Annotated in this window: 22 protein-coding genes; 12 read left to right on the plus strand and 10 right to left on the minus strand. The window is 73.8% G+C overall.

The window, feature by feature from the left end:
- The gene (locus R7226_RS24135; RefSeq protein ID WP_318599921.1) at window positions 1–1260 is read right to left on the minus strand and encodes a GAF domain-containing protein; all 1260 of its coding nucleotides are present in this window, start codon (window positions 1258–1260) and stop codon (window positions 1–3) included.
- Window positions 1261–1440: 180 nt separating this feature from the next.
- Here R7226_RS24135 and R7226_RS24140 point away from each other — a divergent pair, with 180 nt between their 5' ends.
- The 10 genes from R7226_RS24140 (at window position 1441) to R7226_RS24185 (ending at window position 13977) form a co-directional block, all read left to right on the plus strand.
- Window positions 1441–3498: a hydantoinase/oxoprolinase family protein gene (locus R7226_RS24140; RefSeq protein ID WP_318599922.1), complete on the plus strand. Its 2058-nt coding sequence runs from the start codon at window positions 1441–1443 to the stop codon at window positions 3496–3498.
- A 28-nt stretch (window positions 3499–3526) separates the two neighbouring features.
- A complete protein-coding gene (locus R7226_RS24145) occupies window positions 3527–5707 on the plus strand; it encodes a hydantoinase B/oxoprolinase family protein (protein WP_318599923.1) in 2181 nt (726 codons plus the stop codon).
- A gap of 3 nt (window positions 5708–5710) precedes the next feature.
- Complete coding sequence (locus tag R7226_RS24150; RefSeq protein WP_318599924.1) at window positions 5711–6970, plus strand: CaiB/BaiF CoA transferase family protein; 1260 nt, start codon at window positions 5711–5713, stop codon at window positions 6968–6970.
- 3 nt (window positions 6971–6973) lie between these two features.
- Window positions 6974–7750: an enoyl-CoA hydratase/isomerase family protein gene (locus R7226_RS24155; protein WP_318599925.1), complete on the plus strand. Its 777-nt coding sequence runs from the start codon at window positions 6974–6976 to the stop codon at window positions 7748–7750.
- A 43-nt stretch (window positions 7751–7793) separates the two neighbouring features.
- Entirely contained in the window at window positions 7794–9071 is a 1278-nt protein-coding gene (locus tag R7226_RS24160; RefSeq protein WP_318599926.1) for a hydroxymethylglutaryl-CoA reductase, degradative, read from the plus strand.
- Complete coding sequence (locus tag R7226_RS24165; RefSeq protein WP_318599927.1) at window positions 9068–9967, plus strand: hydroxymethylglutaryl-CoA lyase; 900 nt, start codon at window positions 9068–9070, stop codon at window positions 9965–9967. The genes R7226_RS24160 and R7226_RS24165 overlap by 4 nt, the downstream gene beginning before the upstream one ends.
- Window positions 9968–10027: 60 nt before the next feature.
- Window positions 10028–10264, plus strand: coding sequence for a hypothetical protein (locus R7226_RS24170; RefSeq protein WP_318599928.1), 237 nt, complete (start codon window positions 10028–10030; stop codon window positions 10262–10264).
- A complete protein-coding gene (locus tag R7226_RS24175) occupies window positions 10261–11517 on the plus strand; it encodes an MFS transporter (RefSeq protein WP_318599929.1) in 1257 nt (418 codons plus the stop codon). The genes R7226_RS24170 and R7226_RS24175 overlap by 4 nt, the downstream gene beginning before the upstream one ends.
- Entirely contained in the window at window positions 11514–12149 is a 636-nt protein-coding gene (locus R7226_RS24180) for a class I SAM-dependent methyltransferase (RefSeq protein ID WP_318599930.1), read from the plus strand. Before R7226_RS24175 ends, R7226_RS24180 begins: the two co-directional genes overlap by 4 nt.
- Before the next feature lie 115 nt (window positions 12150–12264).
- Window positions 12265–13977, plus strand: coding sequence for a GMC family oxidoreductase (locus R7226_RS24185; protein ID WP_318599931.1), 1713 nt, complete (start codon window positions 12265–12267; stop codon window positions 13975–13977).
- Here the strand turns inward: R7226_RS24185 and R7226_RS24190 are convergent.
- Window positions 13950–15191: a PucR family transcriptional regulator gene (locus tag R7226_RS24190; protein ID WP_318599932.1), complete on the minus strand. Its 1242-nt coding sequence runs from the start codon at window positions 15189–15191 to the stop codon at window positions 13950–13952. The two genes, R7226_RS24185 and R7226_RS24190, sit on opposite strands and share 28 nt — an antisense overlap.
- A gap of 84 nt (window positions 15192–15275) precedes the next feature.
- Here R7226_RS24190 and R7226_RS24195 point away from each other — a divergent pair, with 84 nt between their 5' ends.
- Both R7226_RS24195 and R7226_RS24200 read left to right on the plus strand, forming a co-directional pair.
- Window positions 15276–16895 carry an AMP-dependent synthetase/ligase gene (locus R7226_RS24195; protein ID WP_318599933.1) on the plus strand — a complete coding sequence of 540 codons (1620 nt, stop codon included), beginning with the start codon at window positions 15276–15278 and terminating at the stop codon, window positions 16893–16895.
- Entirely contained in the window at window positions 16892–18358 is a 1467-nt protein-coding gene (locus tag R7226_RS24200) for a flavin-containing monooxygenase (RefSeq protein WP_318599934.1), read from the plus strand. Before R7226_RS24195 ends, R7226_RS24200 begins: the two co-directional genes overlap by 4 nt.
- Here the strand turns inward: R7226_RS24200 and R7226_RS24205 are convergent.
- The 8 genes from R7226_RS24205 to R7226_RS24240 all read right to left on the minus strand — a co-directional run bounded on the left by R7226_RS24205 (window position 18345) and on the right by R7226_RS24240 (window position 25515).
- Complete coding sequence (locus tag R7226_RS24205) at window positions 18345–19103, minus strand: SDR family NAD(P)-dependent oxidoreductase (RefSeq protein ID WP_318599935.1); 759 nt, start codon at window positions 19101–19103, stop codon at window positions 18345–18347. The two genes, R7226_RS24200 and R7226_RS24205, sit on opposite strands and share 14 nt — an antisense overlap.
- Window positions 19104–19124: 21 nt before the next feature.
- Window positions 19125–20156: an aldo/keto reductase gene (locus tag R7226_RS24210; RefSeq protein WP_318599936.1), complete on the minus strand. Its 1032-nt coding sequence runs from the start codon at window positions 20154–20156 to the stop codon at window positions 19125–19127.
- A 115-nt stretch (window positions 20157–20271) separates the two neighbouring features.
- Window positions 20272–21093 (minus strand): ABC transporter permease, encoded by an 822-nt coding sequence (locus R7226_RS24215; protein WP_318599937.1) that lies wholly within the window; start codon window positions 21091–21093, stop codon window positions 20272–20274.
- Entirely contained in the window at window positions 21090–22040 is a 951-nt protein-coding gene (locus tag R7226_RS24220; RefSeq protein ID WP_318599938.1) for an ATP-binding cassette domain-containing protein, read from the minus strand. Before R7226_RS24220 ends, R7226_RS24215 begins: the two co-directional genes overlap by 4 nt.
- A gap of 57 nt (window positions 22041–22097) precedes the next feature.
- Entirely contained in the window at window positions 22098–22598 is a 501-nt protein-coding gene (locus tag R7226_RS24225) for a GbsR/MarR family transcriptional regulator (protein ID WP_318599939.1), read from the minus strand.
- A 40-nt stretch (window positions 22599–22638) separates the two neighbouring features.
- On the minus strand, window positions 22639–23298 hold the full coding sequence (locus tag R7226_RS24230; protein ID WP_318599940.1) for a DUF6989 domain-containing protein: 660 nt from the start codon (window positions 23296–23298) through the stop codon (window positions 22639–22641).
- Between the two features lie 49 nt (window positions 23299–23347).
- Window positions 23348–23998, minus strand: coding sequence for a hypothetical protein (locus tag R7226_RS24235; RefSeq protein ID WP_318599941.1), 651 nt, complete (start codon window positions 23996–23998; stop codon window positions 23348–23350).
- Window positions 23995–25515 (minus strand): hypothetical protein, encoded by a 1521-nt coding sequence (locus R7226_RS24240; RefSeq protein WP_318599942.1) that lies wholly within the window; start codon window positions 25513–25515, stop codon window positions 23995–23997. The genes R7226_RS24235 and R7226_RS24240 overlap by 4 nt, the downstream gene beginning before the upstream one ends.
- Between the last annotated feature and the right edge of the window lie 136 nt (window positions 25516–25651).

Genomic DNA, 25651 nt, shown 5'->3' on the forward strand with positions numbered 1-25651 from the left:
CTACGATCCGCCTTTGACGTGGCCGACGAGGCCGGTCGGCGCGACCGCCGCGCGCGCGAGCTGCGCCGCGCGCGGCTCGTGCGCGAGCGGCAGCCGCAGCGCGATCACGGCCAGCTCGGCGTCGAGCGGCAGCCCCTGCCGGCGCGCCTCGCGCGCGAGCGCCGGCGGGTCGGTCTGCGGCTGCGCCAGCAGCCCCGTCACGAGGTCGCCCATCGCCCGCTGCTCGGCCGCCGCGACGCGTTCGCGCGCCAGCAGCACGAGCGCGACCATCACCGCCGCCCGCTCCAGCATCCGCAGTTGCGGCGGCGACAGCTCCTGCTCGCGCCACAGCACCAGCCCGCCGTCGCCGCCGGAGGAGGTCGCCGTCGAGGCGACCCACGCCCCCACCGCTTCGACCCGCACCGCGCGGCCGAGCTGCGCCGAGCGCCGCAGCGCGACGCGCAGCTCGCCCGGCAGCGGCTGCTCGCGCGCCGCCGCCGCTGAGCCGGCGAGCGGTTCGAGCGCCCCGTCGGTGACGAGCACCGGGCCGTCCAGCTCGCGCGCGACGACCTCGGCGAGGTCGTCGAGGTCGCCGCCGGCCGCCAGCAGCGCGGTCAGCTGCTCGTGCACGTCGGCGGCCGACTGGATCTCGCGCGTGCGCGCCTGCAGCGCGGCGTTGGCGTGCTGCTCGCGTTCGAGCGCCTCGCGGCTCTCCTGGAACAGGCGGGCGTTCTCGATCGCGGCGGCGGCGTGCGCGCCGAGCGAGTCGAGCAGCGCGATCTGCGGCGGCGCGTAGGTGCGCGCGTAGCGGTCGGCGACGAACAGCACCCCGATCACCGCGCCGCCGGACATCAGCGGCACGCCCAGCAGCGAGTCGATGTGCTCGGCGAGCACGCCGTGGTCGATCCCGCCGCTGTGGCGGAAGCGGTCGTCGTTGGCGTAGTCGCTGGAGAAGCGCGGCCGCTTGTCGGCCGCGACGAGGCCGCAGATGCCGACCCCGGCCGGCACGCGGATGCGCGCGAAGTCCTCCGAGAACGACCCCTCGGTCGCGCGCACGTAGAAGTCCTCGCGCTCGGGGTCGTAGATCGACAGGTAGCCGACGTCGCTGGAGAGCAGCTGGCGCGCCCGCCGCACGATCGCGTGCAGCACGCGGTCGACGTCGCGCAGGGCGGTCAGGTCGTGCGCCGTCTCGTACAGCGCCAGCAGCTCGCTCTCGCGGGCGCGGTGGTGCTCGAGCTGGCGCAGCAGCTCGTCGCGGTCGTCGTGCTCGGGAACGCTCATCGCGGGAATGAAGTGGACACTGGAAGGCTCACGGTGACTGAGATGCGGAGAGTTCACCATAGTGACACGCGATCAGTGGAGTTCTGCACATTGCGACGTACTGACGGTCCGCCGTAGCGTGAAGACAGTCCCGCTGCGCCCCTGCGGCCGGCGGGTGACATTCCGGTTCTGAGGAGAGCTATGCGGATCGAAGTGGGTGTGGACGTCGGCGGCACGTTCACCGACGCGGTGGTGACGGCCGACGGAGAGCTGATCCGGGCCAAGGCCTACTCGACCAAGGACGTGACGAGCGGGATCCTCGACGTGCTCGGCCGGGCGCGCGAGCAGCTGGAGCTGGAGGAGAACGTCTTCTACGGCGCGATCGAGAAGTTCGTGCTCGGCAACACGATCGTCACGAACGTGATCGACGAGCTGCGCTTCCCCGCCGTCGGGCTGCTCACGACCGCCGGCTTCAAGGACACGCTGCGGATCGCGCGCTCCAACCGCGGCCCCTCGCGCGACGCGCACGCCAACGCCGCGCCGCCGGAGATCGTCGGCCGCGACCGCATCGTCGAGATCGCCGAGCGCGTCGACGTCGACGGCAACGTGCTGCGGGCGGTCGACGCCGACGCGGCGCGCGCCGAGATCTCCGCGCTGCTGGAGCAGGGCGTCGAGGCGATCGCCGTCTGCTTCCTGTGGTCGTTCAAGAATCCCGCCAACGAGCAGGCGGTCGCCGCGCTCGTACGCGAGCTTGCGCCGGATCTGCCGGTGACGCTCTCCAGCGAGCTGGCGCCGGTCTACCGCGAGTACGAGCGGATGGTCACGACCGTCCTCGACGCCGCCTGCAAGCCGGTCGTCGCGACCCACTTCCAGCAGCTCGACGCGGCGCTGCGCGAGCGCGGCCTCGCCAGCGGCCTCAAGCTGATGCAGGTCGACGGCGGCTTCCTGTCGGTCGAGGAGGCCGGCAAGACGCCGATCAAGATGTTCAACTCCGGCCCCGTCGGCGGCGTCGAGGGCGCGCGCCGGCTCGGCGACTCGCTCGGCCTCAGACGGGTCGTCACAGCCGACATGGGCGGAACCAGCTTCGACGCGGCGATCATCAGCGACGGCGCCTACCGCGTCCTGCCGCGCGCGCAGATGGGCGAGTTCCCGACCTCGCTGACGGCGGTCGACATCAGCTCGATCGGCGCCGGCGGCGGCTCGATCGCCTGGATCGACTCGCGCGGCCTGATGCGCGTCGGCCCCAAGAGCGCCGGCTCGGTGCCCGGACCGGCCTGCTACGGCCGCGGCGGCGAGCAGCCGACCGTCACCGACGCGACCGTCGCGATGGGGCTGATCGACCCCGGCTACTTCCTCGGCGGCACGATCCCGCTCGACCGCGACAAGGCGCGCGCCGCGATCGAGACGGTCGCGACGCCGCTCGGCTACGACGTCGACGCGGCCGCCGGCGGCATCTACCGCCTCACGACGGTGCAGATGGCCAACGCGATCCGCGCGCTGACCGTCAACCGCGGCCACGACCCGCGCGAGTTCACGATGGTCTCCTTCGGCGGCGCCTGCGGCCTCTTCGCCGCCGAGATCGCGCGCGAGTGCGACGTCGCCCGCGTCGTCGTGCCGGCGGCGGCGTCGGTCTTCAGCGCCTTCGGGCTGCTGCACGCCGACTCCGTCTTCACCGCCGTGCAGACGACGCCGTGGAACTTCGCCCAGAGCGCCGAGGACCTCGAGCTGGCCTACGCGGCGCTGGAGGCGCGCGTGCAGGAGTGGTTCGGCGCCGACGCGATCGCCGCCGACGCGCGCGAGGTCGTGCGCGAGGCCGACATGAAGTTCGCCGGCCAGGTCTTCGAGGTCACCACGACGCTGCCGGCCGCCGCCTTCACCGAAGGGCTCAAGGACCAGGTGCGCGACCGCTTCATCGTCGACTACGAGGCCGAGTTCGGCGCGGGGACCGCCTGGACCGAGGCCGAGGTCGTCGTCACGAACACGCGTGTGAAGGGGATCGGCCGCTTCGGCTCGGCCGACAGCGCGCCGGTGCAGGTGACGCTCGACGGCGAGCGGTCGCAGCGCCGTCGCGAGATCGTCGAGCCGATGAGCGGCCTGCGGCGCGAGGTCGACGTCCACCGCGGCCTGGCGCTCGGCGAGCGCCGCGACGGCCCCTGCGTCGTCGAGGAGCCCGACACCAACCTCTACGTCCCCGAGGGCGCGACGATCGCGCGCGACGCGCACGCCAACTACATCATCGACCTGCCGGCCCGCGGCTGAGCGCGCGACGCGCGAGGAGAGACAGACCATGAGCACGATCGACACCGCGCCGCCCGCAGCGAGCAGCGCGCAGGGACGCGCGCACGATCCCGTCACGCTCGAGGTGATCCGCATGCGGCTCGACGCGATCGTCGACGAGATGGCGATCGCGATGATGCGCTCGTCCGGCTCGCCGGTGATCGCCGAGGCCGGCGACTTCAACACCGCGCTGTTCGACGCCGACGGCCGCATCTACGCGTACTCCAACTACGTCCAGTTCCACATCGGCTCCGCGAGCGTCGCGCTCAGAGGCCTGCTCGACGCCGTCCCGATCGACGAGATGGAGCCGGGCGACGCCTTCATCAGCAACGACTCGCACACCGCCGGCTCGACCCATCCGCCGGACGTCTCGGTGATCACGCCGATCTTCCACGACGGCCGCGTCGTCGGCTTCGCGCAGTCGCAGGCGCACCTGCTCGACATCGGCGGGATGAACCCCGGCGGCTTCGCGCCGAGCGCCGTCGACTGCTTCGCCGAGGCGCTGCGGATGCCGCCCGGCGTCAAGTGCTACGAGCACGGCGAGCCGGTCGAGTCGGTCCGCCGCATGATCGTCAACAACGTGCGGCTGCCGGTCCTCTTCTGGAACGACGTGCGCAGCCTCGTCGCGTCCAACAACACCGGCGCCCGCCGCCTGCTCGCGACGATCGAGGAGTTCGGCGCCGACACCTTCACGCAGTACGCCGAGCTGGCGATCGAGGCGGCGCGCCAGGTCGTCGCCGAGCGGATCGGGCTGCTGCCCGACGGCGTCTACGAGGCGACCGAGTGGCAGGAGGGCGACGGCAAGGTCGACGAGCTGCTGCCGATCCACTGCCGCATGACGATCGACGGCGAGCACCTGCACTTCGACTTCTCCGCGTCGAGCCCGCAGGTCGCCGGCTTCGTCAACTGCTCCTACGGCGCGCTCGTCGGCAGCGTCGCGACGGGCATGAACCCGGCGCTCGCATGGGATCTGCCGTTCAACCAGGGCGTGCTCGGCCCGATCGAGATCACCGCCGCGAAGGCCAGCATCGTCAACCCCGACGTGCCTGCCCCGGCCAGCAACGGCCACCTGACCGTCGGCGGCCGCGTCACGCGGCTGGTGACGCTGCTGCTCAACCGCGTCGTCGAGCGCAGCGCCGACGCCGAGCTGCGCGGCCGCGCGCAGGGGATCTGGGCCGACTCGTGGACCGGCGGCATCTCCGCCGGGACGCGCACCGACACCGGCGAGTACTTCGTCCTCTTCAACATGGACGGCGGCCTGATGGGCGCCGGCGCGCAGGCCTCCGGCGACGGCCTCGACGGCTCCGGCATGACGACGCAGATCAGCAACATGGTCCCCGACGTCGAGATGAACGAGCTGATGTATCCGGTGCTCTACCTGTGGAAGCGGGTCGACGCGGCGACCGGCGGCCCCGGCGCGCAGCGCGGCGGGCTCGGCGTCGACTACGCCTGGACGCTGCGCAACTGCGACGAGGTGCTGCACACCGTCTTCTGTCCCTGCGCGCAGGTCCCGGCCGGCGGCTACGGCGGCGCCTACCCGGGCGGCGGCGGCGAGCAGAGCATCCTGCGCGAGGTCGACGTCGACGGCGTGATCGCGCGCGGCGAGGCGGCGCACGCCGACCGCCTCGCGCCGGCCAGCACGGAGCTGCTGGAGCTGGTGGAGCAGGGCCTGACGATCCGCGCCGGCGACGTCTTCCGCCAGCGGATCGCGGGCGGCGGCGGCTACGGCGACCCGCTGCTGCGCGACCCCGCGGCGGTCGCCGCCGACGTGCGCGACGGCTACGTCTCGGCCGCCGCCGCGGAGGCCGCCTACGGCGTGGCGCTGTCCGGCGACGGCTCCGTCGACACGGACGCGACCACGCGCCTGCGTCACGCGGCGCGCGCCCGGCGGCTCGGCCACGAGCCGGCGACCGCGGTGACCGTCGCCGGCTACGGCGAGCTGCGGCGCGAGGCCGGCGACGACGGCCCGCTCGGCGTGCGCGCCGACGGTGGCGGCTGGGCCTGCCGCGTCTGCGACGGCAGCCTCGGCGACGACTGGGCCGCCGGCGCGCTCACGCGCGAGAGCGTCGCGGCCGAGCGCCTCGACGAGCTGGGGATCCGCGTCCGCCCGCGCGCGGAGGTGCGGCTGCACGAGCACCTCTGCCCCAGCTGCGGCAGCGCGCTCGACGTGCGCGTGACGGTGGCGGGGTAGACCATGACCGTGCAGAGCCACTGGCAGGACGCGCTCGACGCGGTCGACGGCGCGCCGCGGCGACAGGGGCCGCTGCGCGGCGTGACCGTGCTCGACGTCACGCGCGTCGTCGCCGGCCCCTACTGCGCGATGATGCTCGGCGACCTCGGCGCGACCGTGATCAAGGTCGAGAACCCCGCCGAGCCCGACTACGCGCGCGACTTCCCGCCGTTCGTCGGCGCCGGCGGCGACCGCTTCAGCGCCTTCTTCGCGCAGTACAACCGCAACAAGCTCGGGATCACGCTCGACCTCAAGTCCGAGGAAGGGCAGGAGCTGCTGCGCGAGCTGGTGCGGCGCAGCGATGTGCTGGTGGAGAACTTCCGCGCCGGCACGATGGACCGCCTCGGGCTCGGCTTCGAGGCGCTGCGGGAGGAGAACCCGGCGCTCGTCTACACCGCGATCTCCGGCTTCGGCCAGTACGGCCCCAGCTCGCGCAAGCCGGCCTACGACAACAGCGGCCAGGCGACCGGCGGGCTGTGGTCGATGAACGGCTACCCGGACCGCGAACCGGTCCGCGTCGGCACGATCATCGGCGACCTGTCGGCCTCGCTCTACGCCGCCTTCGGCACCGTCTCGGCGCTGCGCGAGGCCGAGCGCAGCGGCGTCGGCCAGCTCGTCGACGTCTCGCAGCAGGACGCGATCCTGTCGCTGACCGAGACGGCCGTGGTCGACTACACCGTCGGCGGCAGAGTCGCCGGCCCGCTCGGCAACGACCATCCCTTCGTGCGCCCGTACGGGCTGTTCCCGTGCAAGGACGGCCACGTCTTCTTCGGCGGCTACACGCAGAAGCTGTGGCGCGAGAGCTGCGAGCTGTTCGGCGCCCCCGAGCTGGTCGACGACCCCGAGATCGCGACGATGGAGCAGCGCTTCGAGGAGGAGACCTACCAGCGCCGCGTCAAGCCGATCGTCGAGGGCTGGTTCGCGACGCGCACGAAGGCGGAGCTGGAGGCGATCGCCGGCGACCGCGTCCCGCTCAGCGCCGTCAAGGACATCGGCGAGGTCGTCAGAGACCCGCAGATCGCCGCGCGCGAGATGGTCGTCGACGTCGACTACCCCGGCGGCGCCGTCGGCATCTTCGGGCTGCCGGTCAAGCTCAGCGAGACGCCCGGCGACCCGCGCGCGCAGGCGCCGGCCCCGGGCCAGCACAACGACGACGTGCTCGGCGCGGCGCTCGGCCTCTCGGCCGAGCGGCTCGCCGAGCTGCGCGAGCGCGGGGTGATCTGAACGATGTCGATCGCCTACGAGGTCACCGACGGGATCGCCGAGATCCGCTTCGACCGGCCGGAGAAGCTCAACGCGCTGACGCTGGAGATGTACGACCAGCTCGGCGCGGCGTGGCTGGCCGCGCGCGACGACCCGGCCGTCCGCGTCGTGCTGCTGACCGGTGCCGGCGAGCGCGCCTTCTGCGTCGGCGCCGACCTGCACGAGTCGATCCCCGCGCTCGCCTCCGACCGCTTCGACATCTCGCAATGGGATCCCGCCCACCTCAAGGGCGTCCCCTTCTACAAGCCGATCGTCGCCGCGGTGAACGGCCTCTGCCTCGGCGGCGGCTTCGAGCTGCTGCTGGCGACCGACATCCGGATCGCGTCGAGCGACGCCAGCTTCGGGCTGCCGGAGCCGGCGATGGGGTTCGTCCCCGCCGGCGGCACGCTCGTGCGGCTGCGGCGCCAGATCGGCTACGCCGCCGCGATGGAGCTGCTGCTGACCGGCGAGCGCTTCGACGCCGAGCACCTGCTGCGCGTCGGCGTGCTCAACCGCGTCGTCGCGCCCGAGCAGCTCGACGCGACCGCGCGCGGCATCGCCGCTGGGGTCGCCGCGCTGAGCGCGCAGGCGGTCCAGACGATCAAGGAGAGCGTCGTGACGCTCGCCGACCTGCCGGCCGAGGAGGCGTTCGCACGCGAAGCCGCGCTCGGCCAGAGGACCTTCACCAGCGACGACGCGCGCGAGGGCCTGCGGGCCTTCGCGGAGCGCCGCGCGCCGGACTTCCGCGGCTCAGCCGGCTAGCTGAACCCCGCTGAACCCGCGACACGAACTCCAGGAGAGACCGATGTCTGTCAACAGCCGCCTGCCCGGCTTCTACAAGCTCGCGCTCGACGAGCGCTTCGCCGCCCTCGCCGAGGCCTCCGGCGCCGACCCCGCCGCGCTCGAGGACCTGCGCGCCGAGCGCGACGCGATCCTCCCGATCGCCGACGGGATGGTCGAGAACGCCGTCGGCCTGATGCCGGTCCCGCTCGGGATCGGCGCGAACTTCCGCGTCAACGGCCGCGACCACCTCGTGCCGATGGCGAGCGAGGAGCCGTCGGTGATCGCCGCCGCCAGCAACCTCGCGCAGGTCGCGCGCGAGCGCGGCGGCTTCTTCTGCTCGACGACCGCCCCGCTGATGATCGCCCAGGTGCAGGTGCTCGACGTCGCCGACCCGCACGCCGCGAAGCTGCGGCTGCACGAGCACCGCGACGAGCTGCTGGCCGCCGCCGACGAGCAGGACCCCGTGCTCGTGCGGCTCGGCGGCGGCGCGCGCGAGCTGGAGGTGCGCGTGATCGACGGACCGAGAGGGACGCACGTCGTCGTCCACCTCGTCGTCGACGTCGGCGACGCGATGGGCGCCAACGCCGTCAACACGATGGCCGAGGCGCTCGCGCCGCGGATCGCCGAGATCGCGCGCGGCCGCGTGCTGCTGCGGATCCTCTCCAACAAGGCCGACCGCCGCCTCGCGCGCGCTCGCGCCGTCTTCGCCGCCGACAAGCTCGGCGGGCCGCAGGTCGTGGACGGGATCGTCGAGGCCTACCAGCTCGCCGCCGACGACCCCTACCGTGCCGCGACGCACAACAAGGGGATCATGAACGGCATCAGCGCCGTCGTGCTGGCGACCGGCAACGACACGCGCGCGGTCGAGGCCGGCTGCCACAGCCACGCGGTCCGCGACGGCCGCTACACGACCCTCTCGCACATGGAGCGTGACGCCGACGGCGACCTCGTCGCGACGCTGGAGGTGCCGATGCCGGTCGGGCTCGTCGGCGGCGCGACGAAGACCCACCCGACCGCGCGCGCCGCCGTCAGGCTGCTCGCCGTCGAGACCGCCGCCGAGCTGGCGCAGATCGTCGTCGCCGTCGGGCTGGCGCAGAACGTCGGCGCGCTGCGCGCGCTGGCGACGGAGGGGATCCAGCGCGGCCACATGACGCTGCACGCGCGCAACGTCGCGATCGCCGCCGGCGCCGCGCCCGGCGAGGTCGACGCCGTCGTGCGGCGGCTGGTCGCCGGCGGCGCGGTTCGCGCCGACCGCGCCGAGGCGGCGCTCAGCGAGCTGCGCGCGGGGGCGCCGGCTTGACGCTTCCCTGGACGCTGCCGGCGGCGGTCGAGCTGCGCGACGTCGGCCCGCGCGACGGGCTGCAGGTCCACCCGCCGCTGCCGCTCGTCGACCGCGCGCGGCTCGTCACCGCGCTGATCGACGCCGGGCTGCGCGAGATCGAGGTCGGCTCGTTCGTCTCGCCGAGAGCTGTGCCGGCGATGGCCGGCACCGCCGAGCTGCTGGCGCTGCTGGGACCGATCCCCGGGGTGACGCGCACCGCGCTGGTGCCGAACGAGCGCGGCGCGCGCGACGCGCTCGCGGCCGGCGCCGACGCGCTGACGGTGACGATCTCCGCCTCCGAGCGCTACAGCGTCGCGAACACGAAGATGACGCGCGCGGACGGGCTGGCGCAGGTCGAGCGGATCTGCACGCTGGCGCAGGCGGCCGGCACGCCGGTCGACGTCGTCGTCTCGTGCGCCTTCGGATCTCCCTACGAGGGCGACGTCGCGCCGGCCGAGGTCGGCCGCATCTGCGCCGCCGCGCGCGACGCCGGCGCGCAGCGCGTCACCTGCGCCGACACGACCGGGATGGCGACGCCGGCGCGGATCGCCGCCGTCGTCGCGGAGGTCGGCAGCGAGATCGGCCTGCACCTGCACGAGACGCGCGGGACCGGGCTCGTGAACGCGTGGGCGGGACTGACGCTCGGCGTCACGCGCTTCGACTGCTCGCTCGGCGGGATCGGCGGCTCGCCGTTCGCGGTCGGCGCGGCCGGCAACGTCGCGACCGAGGAGCTGGTCTTCCTGCTGGAGGACTGCGGCGTGGCGACCGGCGTCGAGCTGCCCGCGCTGCTGCGCGCCTCGCGGCTGCTGGCGGAGCTGGTCGGCGAACTGCCGAGCGCCGTGGCGAGAGCGGGCGGGCGCAGCGCGGGAGCTTGAGCGCGCCGACGGCGGGCGCGGGCGCGCACCGGAAGCGCACGCCGCTGTAGCGTCCCCCACATGGCGGAGCAGGTGCCGGCAGTCGGGAACGTCCTCACCACGATCGAGCGGCGCGACTGGGCGCGGCTGCAACGGCTGCTCGACCCCGCCGTCCACTGGACGACCGCGATCGAAGAGCAGCTGCACGGCCCCGCCGCCGTGATCGCCCGCCTCACGCACGATCCGCCGCCCGCGCCGCCCTCCTACCACGAGCTGCGCGACGGTCGCATCGTGCGCTGGATCGACGTGCCGGGTTGAGCGAACCGCTCGTGCAGGGGATCTCGGACGCCGAGCTGGCGGCGTTGCAGCGGCGCACGCTGATCACGCTCGTGATCGCGCAGATGCTTGGCGGCGCCGGCCTCGCCGCCGGGGTCACGGTCGGCGCGCTGCTGGCCGAGGACATGCTCGACTCGACCAGCTTCTCCGGCCTTCCGGCGGCGCTCTTCACGACCGGCTCGGCCGCCGCCTCGCTGCTGGTCGGGCGGCTCTCGCAGCGCTCCGGCCGGCGCGTCGGGCTCGCCGCCGGCTACGCGGCCGGCGCGGCGGGCGGGGCCGGGATCGTGGTCGCCGCCGTGCTCGACAGCGTTCCGCTGCTGCTGCTGTCGCTGCTCGTCTACGGCGCCGGCACCGCCACCAACCTGCAGGCCCGCTACGCCGGCGCCGACCTCGCCGGCCCCGCCCATCGCGGGCGCGCGGTCAGCGTCGTGCTCGTCGCGACGACCGTCGGCGCCGTCGCCGGCCCCAACCTCGTCGACGCGACCGGCCAGCTCGCCGAGCAGCTTTCGATCCCGCGCCTCGCCGGCCCGTTCCTGCTCGCGACGGCCGCCTACGCGGTCGCCGCGCTCGTCCTGCAGCTGCGGCTGCGGCCCGATCCGCTGCTGACCGCGCGGGCGCTCGGCGAGGCGCCGGCCCCCACCTCCGCCCCCGTCGCCACCACACCCACGGGCAGCGGAGGTGGCGGCATCCCGCTCGCCGCCGCCGCGATGGTCCTGACCCAGATCGTGATGGTCGCGGTGATGACGATGACGCCGATCCACATGCGCGACCACGGCCACGGCCTCGGCGCGACCGGACTGGTGATCTCGATCCACATCGCCTGCATGTATCTGCCCTCGCCGCTGACCGGCATGCTCGCCGACCGCGCCGGCCGCCGGCCCGTGATCGCCGCCGGCGGGGTCGTGCTGCTCGCGGCCGGGCTGCTCGCGGCCGTCGCGCCGGCCGACTCGATGGTGCTGCTGACGGTCGCGCTCGCGCTGCTCGGCCTCGGCTGGAACCTCGGCCTGATCGGCGGCACCGCGCTGCTGACCGACAGCACCCCGCTCGCCACGCGCGCCCGCACGCAGGGCGCCGTCGACCTCAGCGTCTCGCTCGCCGGCGCCGCCGGCGGCCTCAGCAGCGGCTTGGTCGTCGCCGCCACCAGCTACGCCACACTCGGGCTGGCCGGCGGCGCGATCGCGCTGCTGATCCTGCCGATCCTGCTGCGCAGCGCCGATACGCTTCAAAGCCGATGAACGAGACGACCGTCAACCACCCCGTCTTCGCGCGCATCTTCGACCGCTTCACCGGCTCGCTGGAGAAGGAGATCGGCGCCCATCGCGAGGAGCTGCTCGCCGGCCTCTCCGGCCGCGTCGTCGAGCTGGGCGCCGGCAACGGCATGAACTTCGGCCACTACCCCGCGACCGTCGCGGAGGTCGTCGCGCTCGAACCGGAGCCGTACCTGCGCGAGAGAGCCGAGCAGGCGGCCCAGCGCGCCCGGGTGCCCGTCACCGTGCGCGATGCGACCGCCGACACGCTCCCGTTCGCCGACGGCGAGTTCGACGTCGCGATCGCCAGCCTCGTGCTCTGCAGCGTCCCCGATCCGGCGCGCGCGCTCGCCGAGCTGCGCCGGGTGCTGAAGCCCGGCGGTGAGCTGCGCTTCCTCGAGCACGTCCGCTCCGCCCGCCCGCGCAAGGCGAGGATCCAGCGGCGGCTCGACAGCTCCGGCATCTGGCCGCGGCTCGGCGGCGGCTGCCACTGCGCGCGCGACACCGTCGCGGCGATCGGCGCCGCCGGCTTCGACGTCGAGCGCGTCCGCGACCTCGACGTCGGCCCGTCGTGGGCGCACACCAACCCGCACGTGATCGGCGCCGCCCGCGCTCGCTGAGGCGCCCTCGTCCGCAGCGCCGCCCGCGCCCGCTGTGCGCCACGCACGCCCCTGATGCCCCCGGCAGTGGCGTGCGCACAACGCCAACCCCCCACCACTCGGCGAGGCTGCGCCGATGCGATCGAACGTGAGGGAGCAGGCGCTCGACGTCGACTGGGTCGTGGTCGGCTCCGGCTTCGGCGGCAGCGTCAGCGCGATGCGGCTCGCCGAGAAGGGCTATTCGGTGCTGGTGATCGAGCGCGGCGAGCAGTTCCGCGACGCGAGCGAGATGCCGAGCAGCTCGTGGGACCTGCGCCGCTACCTGTTCGCGCCGCGGCTCGGCCTGCGCGGGCTGTTCCGGCTGACCTTCTTCAAGGACGCACTGGTGATGAGCGGGGCCGGCGTCGGCGGCGGCAGCCTCGTCTACGCGATGACGCTGTACGTGCCGCCGAGAGCGTTCTTCCACGACGCGCAGTGGGAGGCGCTCGGCGACTGGGAGCGCGAGCTGGCGCCGCACTTCGAGACCGCGCAGCGGATGCTCGGCGTCACCGACGTCACCGGCGAGGACCCCGCTGACCAGCTGCTGAAGCGCTACGGCGAGCAACTCGGCGTCGGCCACACGTACCGCAAGGCGCGCGTCGGCGCCTACCTGGAGACGCCCGGCGAGGAGGTCGCCGACCCCTACTTCGGCGGCGAGGGCCCGCGGCGCGTCGGCTGCCAGCAGGAGGGTCGCTGCATGCTCGGCTGCCCGCACGGCTCGAAGAACTCGACCGACAAGAACTACCTCCACTTCGCGCAGCGCTGGGGCGCGCGGATCCTCGCCGGCCGCGAGGTCGTCGGCCTGCGCCCGCTCGGCGGCGGCGACGGCAAGGACGGCTGGCTCGTCACCCACCGCCGCACCGGCCGCCGCTCCGACCGCGGCGACGTGACGATCCGCGCCGGCGGGGTCGTGCTCGCGGGCGGCGCGCTCGGCACCAATGAGCTGCTGGCACGGGCGCGGCTCGACGGCGCGCTGCCGCGCCTCTCCCCTCGCCTCGGCAAGCTGATCCGCACCAACAGCGAGGCGGTGCTCGTCGTGACCGTGCCCGAAGGGCGCGCGGAGGCGATCGCCAGACGGGTCGCGATCACCTCCTCGATCTACCCGGACGCGCACACCCACGTCGAGACGGTCACCTACGGCGCCGGCGGCGGCGCGATCCGCGGCCTCTTCACCGTCCTCACCGGCGGCGGCAACCGCCTCACGCGGCCGCTGAAGTGGCTGACGCAGATGGTCCGCCACCCCGGCTGGGTCGCCGAACTGGTCTTCAAGCCGAACTGGGGCCAGCGCTCGATCGTCGTGCTCGTGATGCAGACGCTCGACAGCGCGATGGAGCTGACGTTCAAGCGCAAGCGCGACGGCAGCGTGCGGATGCAGACGCGGCAGGATCCGGAGAGACCGAACCCGACGTTCATCCCCGTCGCCAACGCCTTCACCGAATGGCTCGCGCGCGAGACCGGCGGCGCGCCCGGCTCGTCGGTGCCCGAGGCGCTGTTCGGGATCCCGACGACGGCGCACATCCTCGGCGGCGCGACGATCGGCGCGACGCCGCAGGAGGGCGTCGTCGACCGCGACCACCGCGCCTTCGGCTACGAGAACCTGCTCGTCTGCGACGGCGCGGCGGTGCCGGCGAACGTCGGCGTCAACCCGTCGCTGACGATCGCGGCGATGGCCGAGCGCGCGATGAGCACCGTCCCGGCGGCGCCGGGCGCGGCGGAGAGAGCACCGCTGGGCTCGGTGCCGATCGCCGGCCGCACCGCCGGCGGCGAGCCGGAGCCTGTCCCTCAGGAGGTGCCGGCGGTCGCCTCGTAGCGGGTCGTGTCGACGAGCGCGAGCGCGGCCAGCAGCTCGGCGCTGCGCTCCGCGATCGGCGCGCCGAGCAGCTCCGCCGCCCGTCGCAGACGGTTCGCGACGGTGTTGTGGTGGATCCCCAGCTGGGCCGCCGCGGCGCGCAGGTTCGACTCGTTCAGCAGATACGCGCGCAGCGTCTCGGCGAGCGCGCGCGAGGCGTCGTCGTCGCCGGCGAGCGGACCGAGCTGCCAGGCGACGAAGCGGCGCGCGTGCTCGACGTCGGCGCTCGCGAGCGCCTGCAGCGCGACCCGCTCGTAGGGCGTCACCGCGCCGGCCGGCCGCCGTTCCAGCAGCGCGACGCGGCGGGCGTGCATCGCCTCGCGGTAGGACCAGCGGAAGCCGTCGAGGCCGCTGTGCGCGCGGCCGACCGCGAGCGAGACGCCGCGCGCGGCGACCGCGTCGAGGTCGGCGAGCGCCTCGCGGTCGGCGGTGCCGTCGAAGCCGCTCGCCCACACCGCGACCGTCTCGCGGTCGACCGTCAGCGCCACCGAGCGCACCCGCAGCCGCGTCGCGAGCGCGCTCGCGAGCAGGCCGAGGTCGGGCCGCTCGTCGTTGGGGCCGGCCTGCCCGTCGCTCCAGGCGACGGCGCAGCGATGGCTGCGGTCGAGCGGGTAGCCGAGCCGGCTCTCGGCCAGCTGCAGGTCGGTCGGGACGCCGTCGAGCAGGTCGCGGATCGTCGCGGCGCGGACCGCCTCGCCGCTGCGGACCCAGGCGCGCCGCTCCTGCTCGTGGATCGCGATCACGCGCTCGGAGAGCGTGTTGACGAACGTCAGCATCCAGCGGATCGAGGCGTCGAGCGCGTCGGCCAGCTCGGCCGGCGGGACGCGCTCGCGCAGCAGCTCGGTCCAGCCGTCCCAGAAGCCGTTCAGCGCCAGCCGGTAGGAGGCCGCGACGGTGTCGGCGCCGACGCCGCGATGGGCCAGCAGCCGCACGAACTCCTCCGCGAGCGTGCGCGGCGCGGCGCGCTCCGGCGGGATCCCGGCGGAGGCCATCGAGGCGAAGAGCCAGATGTTGTCGGCGACGCTGCGGCGCGTCGCCTCGGCCAGCTCCTCGTCGGCGCCGAGCGGCAGCGCCGCGACGATCCGGTCGGTGACGGCGGCGGCGAGCAGGCCGACGCGCTCGCCGTCCTCCGCAAGCTCGGCCGCCAGCTCCCTCCAGGTCTCCGTGCGCGCCACGGCGTGCGATGCTACCCCGCCGCGACGGCGAGGATGTGCGCTTCGCACAGTGTCGGGCCGGTCGGGGCAGTGACGATGCGACACATGTCGACCACCGTCTCCGCAACGCCTCAGACGCTCACCGACGCCGTCGCCGCGATCGTCGGCGCGCGCGGCGAGCAGCTCGCGGTCCGCGACCGCGAGGGCACCGTCCGCTACAGCTGGCGCGAGCTGCACGGCGCCGCCGCCTGCGTCGCCGCCGGGCTCGCCGGCCTCGGCGTCGGCCGCGACGCGACCGTCGGGCTGCTGCTCACCAACCGGCCGCAGTTCCACGTCGCCGACCTCGCGACCGTGATGCTCGGCGCCGTCCCGGTCTCGATCTACGCGACCTCCTCGCCCGAGCAGGTCGCCCACGTCGCCGACGACGCCGGCCTGCGCGTGCTGATCACGGAGCCCGCGTTCGCCGCGACGGCGCGCGCCGCGCTCGCCGGCCGCGGCTGCGCGCTCGTCGTGCTCGACGGCGCCGCGAGCGAGCCCGGCGAGATCGCCTGGGAGACGCTGACGGCCAGCCCGCCGCTGCCCGAGCCGGTCGCGGCCAGCCCCGACGACCTGCTGACGATCATCTACACCTCCGGCACGACCGGCCCGCCGAAGGGCGTCGAGCTGACCCACCGCAACCTGCTGACCGCGACGCGCGTGATCGGCGAGATCAACGGGATCGAGGCCGGCGGGCGCGTGATCTGCTGGCTGCCGCTGGCGCACATCGCCGAGCGGATCGCCTCCTGGTACGCGCCGGTCCTGTTCGGCCTGGAGGTCACGACCTGCCCCGATCCGCGCCAGATCGGCGCCGCGCTGCGCGAGGTGCGGCCGAACTGGTTCTTCGCCGTCCCGCGCGTGTGGGAGAAGCTGCGCGCCGGCGCGCAGGCGGCGCAGGCGGCCAACCCCGGGCTGGAGCCCGCCCAGTTGCGTGCCGCGCTCGGTCTCGACCAGGTGCTGGCGGCCAACATCGGCGCCGCGCCGAGCGCGCCGGAGCTGATCGAGTACTTCCACACGATCGGCGTCCCGCTTGCTGAGATCTACGGCATGAGCGAGAACTGCGCCTGCTGCACCTGCAACCCGCCCGGCGCGATCCGGGTCGGGACGGTCGGGCCGGCGCTGCCCGGCGTCGAGCTGAGACTCGCCGAAGATGGAGAGCTGCTGATGCGCTCGGAGACGGTGATGCGCGGCTACCGCGGCCTGCCGGAGGCGACCGCGGCGGCGATCGACGGCGACGGCTGGCTGCGCACCGGCGACGTCGGCAACATCGACGACGACGGCTACCTGCGCATCGTCGACCGCAAGAAGGAGCTGATCATCAGCGCCGGCGGCAAGAACATGTCGCCCTCCTCGATCGAGGCCGCGATCAAGACGCGCAGCCCGCTGATCGGCCACATCTGCGTCGTCGGCGACGGGCGGCCGTTCAACGTTGCGCTGATCGTCCCCGACCCCGACCTGCTCGGCGACCGCGCGGCCGATGACGCCGAGGTGCGCGCCGCGATCGAGGCGGCCGTCGCGGGCGGCAACGCGACGCTCTCACGCGCGGAGCAGGTGAAGCGGTTCGCCGTGCTGAGCGACGACTGGGCGGCCGGCGGCGAGGAGCTGACGCCGACGCTGAAGCTCAAGCGCCGCGGGATCGAGACGCGGCACGCCGGCGCGATCGACGCGCTCTACGAGGTGGCGTCATGAAGGTCGCGATCGTCGGCGCCGGCTTCAGCGGCATCGAGGTCGCGCACCGCCTGCGCGCGGCCGGCCACACCTTCACGATCTTCGAGCGCGCCGACGACGTCGGCGGCGTCTGGCAGCACAACACCTACCCCGGCGCGGCCTGCGACGTGCCGTCGTACCTCTACTCGTTCTCGTGGGCGCAGCGGCGCGACTGGTCGCGGCCCTGCTCGCCGCAGGCGGAGATCCAGCGCTACCTGCGCGAGGTCGCCGAGGCCGACGGGATCCTCCCCCACATCCGCTTCGGCACCGAGATCGACGAGACGCGCTGGGACGAGACGGCGCTGACCTGGACGCTGAGCAGCGCCGACGGCGAGACGCACAGCGCCGACGCGCTCGTGCTCGCCTGCGGCCAGCTGACCCGTCCCGCGTTCCCCCAGATCCCCGGGATGGAGCAGTTCGCCGGCCCGGCCTTCCACTCGGCGCAGTGGGACCACGACGTCGACCTGACCGGGAGACGGATCGCGGTGATCGGCACCGGCGCCAGCGCCGTCCAGTTCGTGCCGGAGATCGCCAAGCAGGCGGCGCGCGTCGACGTCTACCAGCGCAGCGCGCCGTACATGATGCCGCGCCGCAATCCCGTCTACCCGCGCGCGGTGCGGACCGCGATACGGCGCGTCCCGGGCCTGCAGAAGCTGCGCCGCTACGGCATGTGGGGCGTGATGGAGACGTTCATCCTCGGCTACACGAAGGCGCGCCCGCTGAAGGCCGCGTTCCGGCTGTGGTCGACGAGCTTCATGCGGCTGCAGTTGCGCGACAGAGAGGTGCGCAGGAAGGTCTGGCCCAGACACGAGTTCGGCTGCAAGCGGATCCTCTTCAGCTCGGCCTACCTGCCGGCGCTGCAGCGGCCCAACGTCGAGGTCGTGACCGACCGCGTGCAGCGGATCGAGCCCGACGCGGTCATCGCCGCCGACGGCACCCGCCGCGAGGTCGACGCGATCGTCTGGGGCACCGGCTTCCACGCCGACGAGCCGGTCGCGCCGATGAAGGTCCACGGCAGCGGCGGGCAGGAGCTGCAGGCGGCGTGGGACGGCGGCGCCCGCGCCCACCTCGGCATCACCGTCGCCGGCTTCCCGAACCTGTTCCTGATGTACGGGCCGAACACGAACCTCGGCGTCGGCTCGATCATCGTGATGATCGAGGCGCAGGCCGGCTACGTGCTGAGCGCACTGGGGCTGCTGCGTGGAGGCGGCGCCGGTGCCAGCGCCGGCCGCCGCGCGCTGTCGGTGCGGCCGGAGGTCGAGAGCGCCTCGACCGACGCCGTCCAGCAGCGGCTCGACGGCTCCGTCTGGACGCAGTGCCAGAGCTGGTACCGCAAGGACGGCGACGGCCGCGTCGTCGGCAACTGGCCCGGCTTCATGCTCGAGTACGTGAGGCTGGTCGAGCAGGCCGACTCACGCGACTTCGACCTGCTCACAACCCGCTGAGCCGCGCGCACTCGGCCAGCAGCGCCTCCTGCACCGCCGTGTCAGCGGCCTCCGGCGCTGGTTCCTCGCGCGCGCCGCGGAACCAGTAGCCGCCCGTCGCCTCGGCCGCCTCGGGCACGTCGGAGCCCGCCAGCCAGACCTGCGTCGCGGCGCCGACGTCGAGGCCGTCGGGCGCGCCGGCGCCGCCCATCTTCGTCTGGATCCAGCCGGGGTCGACGGCGTTGGAGCGCACCTGCGGCCAGCGGCGCGCGAACGCGAGCGCCAGCGCGACGACGAGCAGCTTCGAGTCGCAGTACGCCTGGGTGTCGTTCCACGGCCGCTGCTGCCACTGCAGGTCGTCGAGCCGCAGCTCGCCGGAGCGGTGCATGCCGGAGCTGAGGTAGACGAGCCGCCGCGGCAGCTCCATCGTCGCCGTCAGTAGGTACGGCGCGAGCACGTTGACCGCGAAGACGCGTTCGAGGCCGTCGACCGTCTCGCGGCGCGGGCCGAGGTAGACGCCGGCGTTGTGGATCACCGCGTCGAAGCGGCCGAGCGCGTTCGCCTGCTCGGCGACGGCGCGCGTATCGGCGATGCTGGAGAGATCGCCGTGGACCGCGCCGCGCGCGCCCGGCAGCGCCGCGAGCGCCTCCTGCGCCCGCCGCGGAGAGCGTCCGTGCAGCACGACCTCATGGCCGTCGGCGAGCAGCCGCCGCGCGGCCTCCTGCCCGAGCCCGTCGGCCGACCCTGTGATGAAGATGCTCGACATGCGCCTCACCCTACGCCCGGCTCAGCCGCGCCGCCGGGCGGCCGGCTCCAGCGCCGGGTTGGCCCAGCCGCCGTCGGCCGGGTTGATGTTGACGCCGGGCGGGACGATCTCGTCGATGCGGTCCAGCAGCGCGGCGTCGAGCGTGAGGTCCGCGGCGGGCAGCTGGCCGTCGAGCTGCTCCATCGTGCGCGGCCCGATGATCGCCGCCGTCACGGCCGGGTGGTTGACCACGAACGCGATCGCCAGCTCGATCAGCGAGATGCCGGCCTCGTCGGCGACTCTGCCGAGCGCGTCGGCGGCGTCGAGCTTGCGCTGGTTGACCGGCAGCGAGAGGTCGTAGCGGTCGACCAGTCTCTGCCGCGCCGCGGAGGTCGGCGCCAGCCCGTCGGCGCCCTTGCGCCATCTGCCCGACAGCCAGCCGCCGGAGAGCGGGCTCCACGGGATCACGCCCATCCCGTATCTGGCACAGGTCGGCAGCACGTCGGCCTCGATCCCGCGCGCGAGCATCGAGTACGGCGGCTGCTCGGTGCGGTAGCGCTGCAGCCGCTGCTCGCGCGCCGTCCATTGCGCCGCGACGATCGCCGACGGCGGGAAGGTCGAAGAGCCGACGTAGCGGACCTTGCCCTGCTGCACGAGGTCGGTCAGCGCGCCGAGCGTCTCCTCGATCTCGACACCCGGCTCGTAGCGGTGGACCTGGTAGAGGTCGATCCAGTCGGTGCCGAGCCGTCTCAGCGACGCCTCGACCTCCTGGACGATCCAGCGGCGCGAGACGCCGCGGCGGTTGGGGTCCTCGCCCATCGGACCCCAGAACTTCGTCGCCAGCACGACGTCGTCGCGCCGGCCGCCGGCCAGCGCCTTGCCGACGATCACCTCCGACTCGCCGCCGGAGTAGATGTCGGCGGTGTCGATGAAGTTGATGCCGGCGTCGAGCGCCCGGTGGATGATGCGGATCGAGTCGTCGTGGTCTCTGTTGCCCCAGTCGCCGAACATCATCGCGCCGAGGCACAGCTTGCTGACCGAGACGCCGGTGGTTCCGAGCTGGCGATGCTCCATGAGGTCGTTCCCTTCTGCCGCCGGCACGTGTGCCGGCCATTGCCGTCCGCACCTCACCCTAGGCCGACGGCGGCAGTCGCGGGGGGCCCTCTCAGAACCCCCCCGCCGTGAGCCGCTACGCCCGCCGGAAGGCGCGCACCGCCAGCGGCACGAACACGATCAGCAGTCCCGCCAGCCAGGCGAGCGTGCCGAGCGCCGGCCCGAGCGCGTCGCCCTCGCCGATCGTCAGCGCGCGCGCCGCGTCGGCGGCGAGCGTGACCGGGTTGATGTCGGCGAACCACTGCAGCGCGGCCGGCATCGTGTCGGTCGGGACGAACGCCGAGGAGACGAAGGTGAGCGGGAAGACCCAGATGAAGCCGGCCGACTGCGCCGTCTCCGGGTCCTTCACCGACAGGCCGACGAAGGCGCTGATCCACGAGAAGACGTAGGAGAAGGCGAGCACGAGCAGGAACGCGAGCAGCAGCTCTGGCGCCGGCTCGCTCGGGCGGAAGCCGACCGCCACGCCGACCAGCAGCATCACGGTCAGCGTCATCACGTTCATCACGATGTCGGCGGCGGTGCGGCCGAACAGCACCGCCCCGCGCGAGATCGGCAGCGAGCGGAAGCGGTCGACGACGCCTCTGCTGAGGTCCTCGGTCAGGCCGATCCCGGTCATCAGCGCGCCGAAGATCGCCGTCTGCACGATGATCCCCGGCATCAGGAAGTCGACGTAGTCGACCCCGCCGGTGTCGATCGCGCCGCCGAAGACGTAGCGGAACATCAGCACGAACATCACCGGCTGCACGAAGGCGAAGACCAGCAGCATCGGCTTGCGCAGCGTCTTGCGCAGCTGCCGCTTGGCCATCACACGGCTGTCGGCGAGCGTCTCGGAGAGGGTCAGGCGACGCCGCTCGGGGGTGGCGGCGGCGGCCGGCGGGGTGTCCATGACCGCGCTCATGCGGCTCTCCTTCCGGTCAGCGTGAGGAAGACGTCGTCGAGGCTCGGCTGCTCCAGCTCGACGGCGGCGATCGGCAGCGCGCGGGCGTCGAGCCGGCGGACCGCATCGGCCGATGCGCTGGCGTCGGCGATCGCGAGGCGGATCGCGCCGGTGGCAGCGTCGACGAACGGCGGCTCGTCGCCGGCGACGAGGTCGGCGAGCGCCGCGGCGGCGTCGGCGGCCTGCGTCGGATCGGCGACGCGCAGGGCGAGGATCTCGGTCCCAACGGTCGCCTTCAGCTCTGCGGCCGTCCCCTCCGCGACGACCCTGCCGTGGTCGACGACGGCGATCCGCTGCGCGAGCCGGTCGGCCTCTTCCAGGTACTGCGTCGTCAGCAGCACGGTCGTGCCGTCGCGGCGCAGCTCCTCGACCGTCTCCCACAGCTCCTGCCGCGTGCGCGGGTCGAGGCCGGTGGTCGGCTCGTCGAGCAGGATCAGCGGCGGGCGGCCGGTGAGGCTGGCGCCGAGGTCGAGCCGGCGGCGCATGCCGCCGGAGTAGGTCGAGACGCGGCGGTCGGCGGCGTCGACGAGCCCGAACCGCTCCAGCACCGCGCTCGCGCGGGCGCGCGCCTCGCGGGCCGGGAGGCGGTAGAGCCGCCCGACCATCTCGAGGTTCTCGCGGCCAGTCAGCTCCTCGTCGACGGCCGCGTACTGACCGGCGAGGCCGATCCGCCGTCGCACCGCGAGCGGGTCGGCGACGACGTCGTGGCCGAGCACGCGGGCGCCGCCCGCGGTCGGGCGCAGCAGCGTCGCGAGCACGCGCACGAGCGTCGTCTTGCCGGCGCCGTTGGGGCCGAGCAGACCGAAGACGGTGCCTTGCCTGACCTGCAGGTCGAGGCCGTCGAGCGCGACGACCTCGCCGAAGGTCACGCGCAGGCCGTCGGCCTCGATCGCGTAGGCAGCGGTCATCGCCGGCACTCCTGTCGGGAAGGGAACGTCATCGGGTCTCTCTCCTGTGAGGTGAATTCAGTCGTGGTGCGGCAGCGCGCCGCTTGCGCGCAGCGCGTCACGCCGCGCGCGCCACTCCTCGGCGAGCGCCGGGAGCCGTTCGAGCAGGAAGTCGGTGAAGGCGACCATCTCCAGCAGCCGCGTCCGCCGCGCCGGCGGGGAGTCTCTGAGCAGCTCGAGCCCGGCGACCGCGAGCGCCCGCAGCGCGCCGTACTCGGCCGGCGAGACGAGGCCGGCCTCGCCGAACGCGGCGTGGACGCCGATCTTGTCGGCCCGCTCGCCGGGCGGCCGCCTGCGCTGCACAACGGTCCAGTTCTCCAGCATCGTGACCGCGCTGCCGACGGCGCTGCGGCTGATCCCGAGCGCCTCCGCGATCTCGGCCGCCGTCTGCTCCGGCGGCTCGCAGATCAGCAGCCAGCCGCAGACGCGGCCGCTGACCGGCGGGACGTTGTACTGGCGCGCGAAGTAGCGCCCGACCTGGTCGACATACGCGAGCTCGGCGTCGGTGGCGGCGGACATGCGCCTGAGTTTACACGAATCTCAGGAATTTCAAGAATTTCTAGAGACTGACGCCCCACCCGGCCACGTCGACCAGGAAGTGCGCGAGCACGAGCGCGCCGGTGTAGAAGGTCGAGACGGCCAGCGCGGCGAGGATCCGCCGCGGCCACGCGGCGCTGCCGGCGAGCGCGAAGGCGGTCGCGGCGGCCCAGCCGAGCGCCGCCTCGGCCGGCAGCACGTAGAGCGCGACGCCGGCGACCTGGACGGTGTCGCCGACCGGCTCCCACAGCTCCAGCAGCGGCGCGAACAGCTCGCTGCCGAGGAAGACGGCGAAGGCGAGCGCGGCGGCGAGGGCGGCGTTGCCACGCGCCAGCGCCACCACGATGAACAGCGGCGGCACCCACATGCCCGCCATCGCCAACGTGATCGCGTCGTCGAGCCGCGGGCCGCCGATCGCGGGGAACGAGAGCGTGCCGATCTGCGCCGACAGCACCCAGTCGGGCAGCACCTGGAAGACCGACAACGGCAGCAGGAAGCGCCACAGCGCGAACCAGTCCTCGCGCTCGACGGCCCGCGCGATCAGCGGCAGGCCGACGTTGTAGCCGACCACCAGCCCCAGCACCGCCCAGCCCTTCGCGGGCGGGTCGAGCAGCGCGATCGCGCCCGCGCAGGCGAAGAAGAGGGCGTGGAAGGCGACGATCGCGCGGAGGTCGCGGCTCACCGCGCGACGACCGGCCCGTGGGACGCTCGGCGCAGACACGCTGCCGACCCTACAGCCAGCCGACCGCCCCGAAGACCGCAACCCCCGCGAGGTCGATCGCGGCGAGCGTGCCGACGACCCGCAGCTGGCGGCGGTGGTCCCTCCCCATGTCGTAGACCCACGCGGCTATCCCGAAGAAGGTCATGTAGCCGAAGACGACGATCAGCGGGATGAACGGCGTGTTCCAGAACCAGTACTCCCAGTGGAACCAGCCCGTCGCGTGCAGCAGCAGCTCGACACCGACGCAGAAGAGCGACGAGAGGAAGACGAACAGCAGCCGGTTGTTGACGCCGAGGACCTTCTGCTTCGGATCGGCCGGCAGCTGCTTGACGAAGGCGACGCCCGATATCAGGAAGAGGAAGCTGATCTCGATCGTCAGGCCGATCAGGATCAGGTAGCTCGTGTGCCCGGTCACCGTCCACAGCGCCGAGCGGTCGGTCGCGTGCAGGATCACCGAGTTGGCGATCTCGTTGAAGCCGTCCATCAGCCAGAAGGCGAGGCCGGCGAGCACGACGTCCCAGCGCCGGCGCTCGATCTCGACGCTGTAGACGTAGGTGACGAGGCCGAGCAGCGTCACCGTCGACCACTGGAAGCTGCTGGTGTCGCGCAGCATCTCCTCGGCGACGCGCGTCGCCTCCGTGACGGCGAAGAGCGCGCTCATCGCCGCAGCGTCCAGTCCAGCTCGGTGACGCGCAGCGCGTGCTCGGTCACGCGCAGGCCGACGCTCGTGAAGCGCCTGCCGCCGAGCTTGGTCGCGATCAGCTCGCGCACGGCCGCCGGCTGCTCGTCGAGTCGCGCCAGCAGCGCCGGCGGCACCTCGATCGTGCCGTACTGCTCGCGCGGCTGGTCGTCGAGGCCGGTCGCCCGCTCCAACTGGCGCAGCGCGTCGACGTTGTGCAGCCGCAGCTCGACCGGCTCACCGCGCCCGGCCCGCAGCAGCAGGCGCGCGGGCGAGCAGCGCAGGTTGAAGTCGGCGACCTCGATGCGCAGCGCCCCGGCCGCGCCGGCGAAGCGCAGGTCGGCGGCGGCGCCGAGGTCGCGGCGCGAGCTGTCGCGCGGCGAGTTGTCGAGCAGCCGCCCGCGCAGTCTGTCGCCGGTGCGGTGGAAGCGCCACGCCGAGGAGCGCGTCGCGACGACGTCCTTCTCCCAGTAGCCGGCGCGGCCGCGGCGGTCGCGCCCCTCGACGCGCAGCGTGCGGTGGATCGCGCCGACGCCGCGCTTGGAGATCGAGATCGCGCTCGTGATCTCCCCTGGCACCTTCGGCTGGCGCACCCACGGCGGCGACGGCAGCTGGATCGGCGCGGCGGGATCGCCTGTCCGCTGCCGCTCGTAGGAGTATCTGAAGAAGATCGGGTTGTGGCCGGCGATGTCGAAGTCGTAGAGGCGCGTGAAGAGGTCGCCGTCAGCTCCGATCACGAAGACCGTCGAGCCGCTCGCGGAGACGTTGACCGCGCGGAAGCGGCCGCGGTGCGGGCCGCACGTCTCGTAGCTGTCGTCGTTGGGCAGCCACGGGTCGATCAGCGTCAGCCGCTGGCCGCCCGTGCGCAGCGCCCAGATGTGCGAGTCCTTGTGCGCGCCGATCGCGTGCGCGTTGCCAGCCGTGTCGTGGAATGTCACGTCCTCGGCCGGCGAGATCACCGACCACGACCAGGCGGCGACGTCGCGCGGCAGCGTGCGCCCCTTCCCCGACCACAGCGGCGGGCCCCAGCGGCGCGACCAGTTGAACAGGTCGGGGCCCTTCAGCGCGTTGTCGAGCGTGAAGACGCGCCGCTCCCGGTCGATCGCGACCAGCTCGTCGTCGTCGGCCGAGATCGCGACGACGCGACCGGCGAAGCAGGCCGGCAGCGGCAGCCGGCGCCAGCCCGGCGCCCCGCCCGCGACCGGCGCGACGTAGATCTGGCCGCCGCGCGTGGCGAAGGCGTAGCGGGCGTTGAAGCTCTCCCGCTCCGAGCGCAGGTGGACGCGCGCCGGCAGCAGCCCGGCCGGCGCCGCCGGCCACTGCTCCAGCGAGCCCTGCGGCGGGAGCTGCGTGAACGGGACGGTGTCGAGCGCGTTGACGGTGCCGGCGGTCGAGAGCGCGGTGCAGCTCTCGGCGCGGGTCTCGGCATTCGCCGACGAGGCCGAGCCGAGCGCGATGCCGAGCGCGGCAGCGATGAGAAGGGGCCCGAATGAACGCATGCGGCGACCGTATCCGCGTCATGGAGATTCTGTCAAGAGGTCTTTCCAGATCACCCGGCGGGCGCCTTCGGCGGCGCGAGCTGCGGCGCGCGCGACGGCGCACGGCGCGGGGCGCGGCGGCGCACGCCGCGGCGCG

Source organism: Conexibacter stalactiti, assembly GCF_033542075.1.
In the GTDB taxonomy this organism is placed as follows: Bacteria; Actinomycetota; Thermoleophilia; order Solirubrobacterales; family Solirubrobacteraceae; genus Conexibacter; species Conexibacter stalactiti.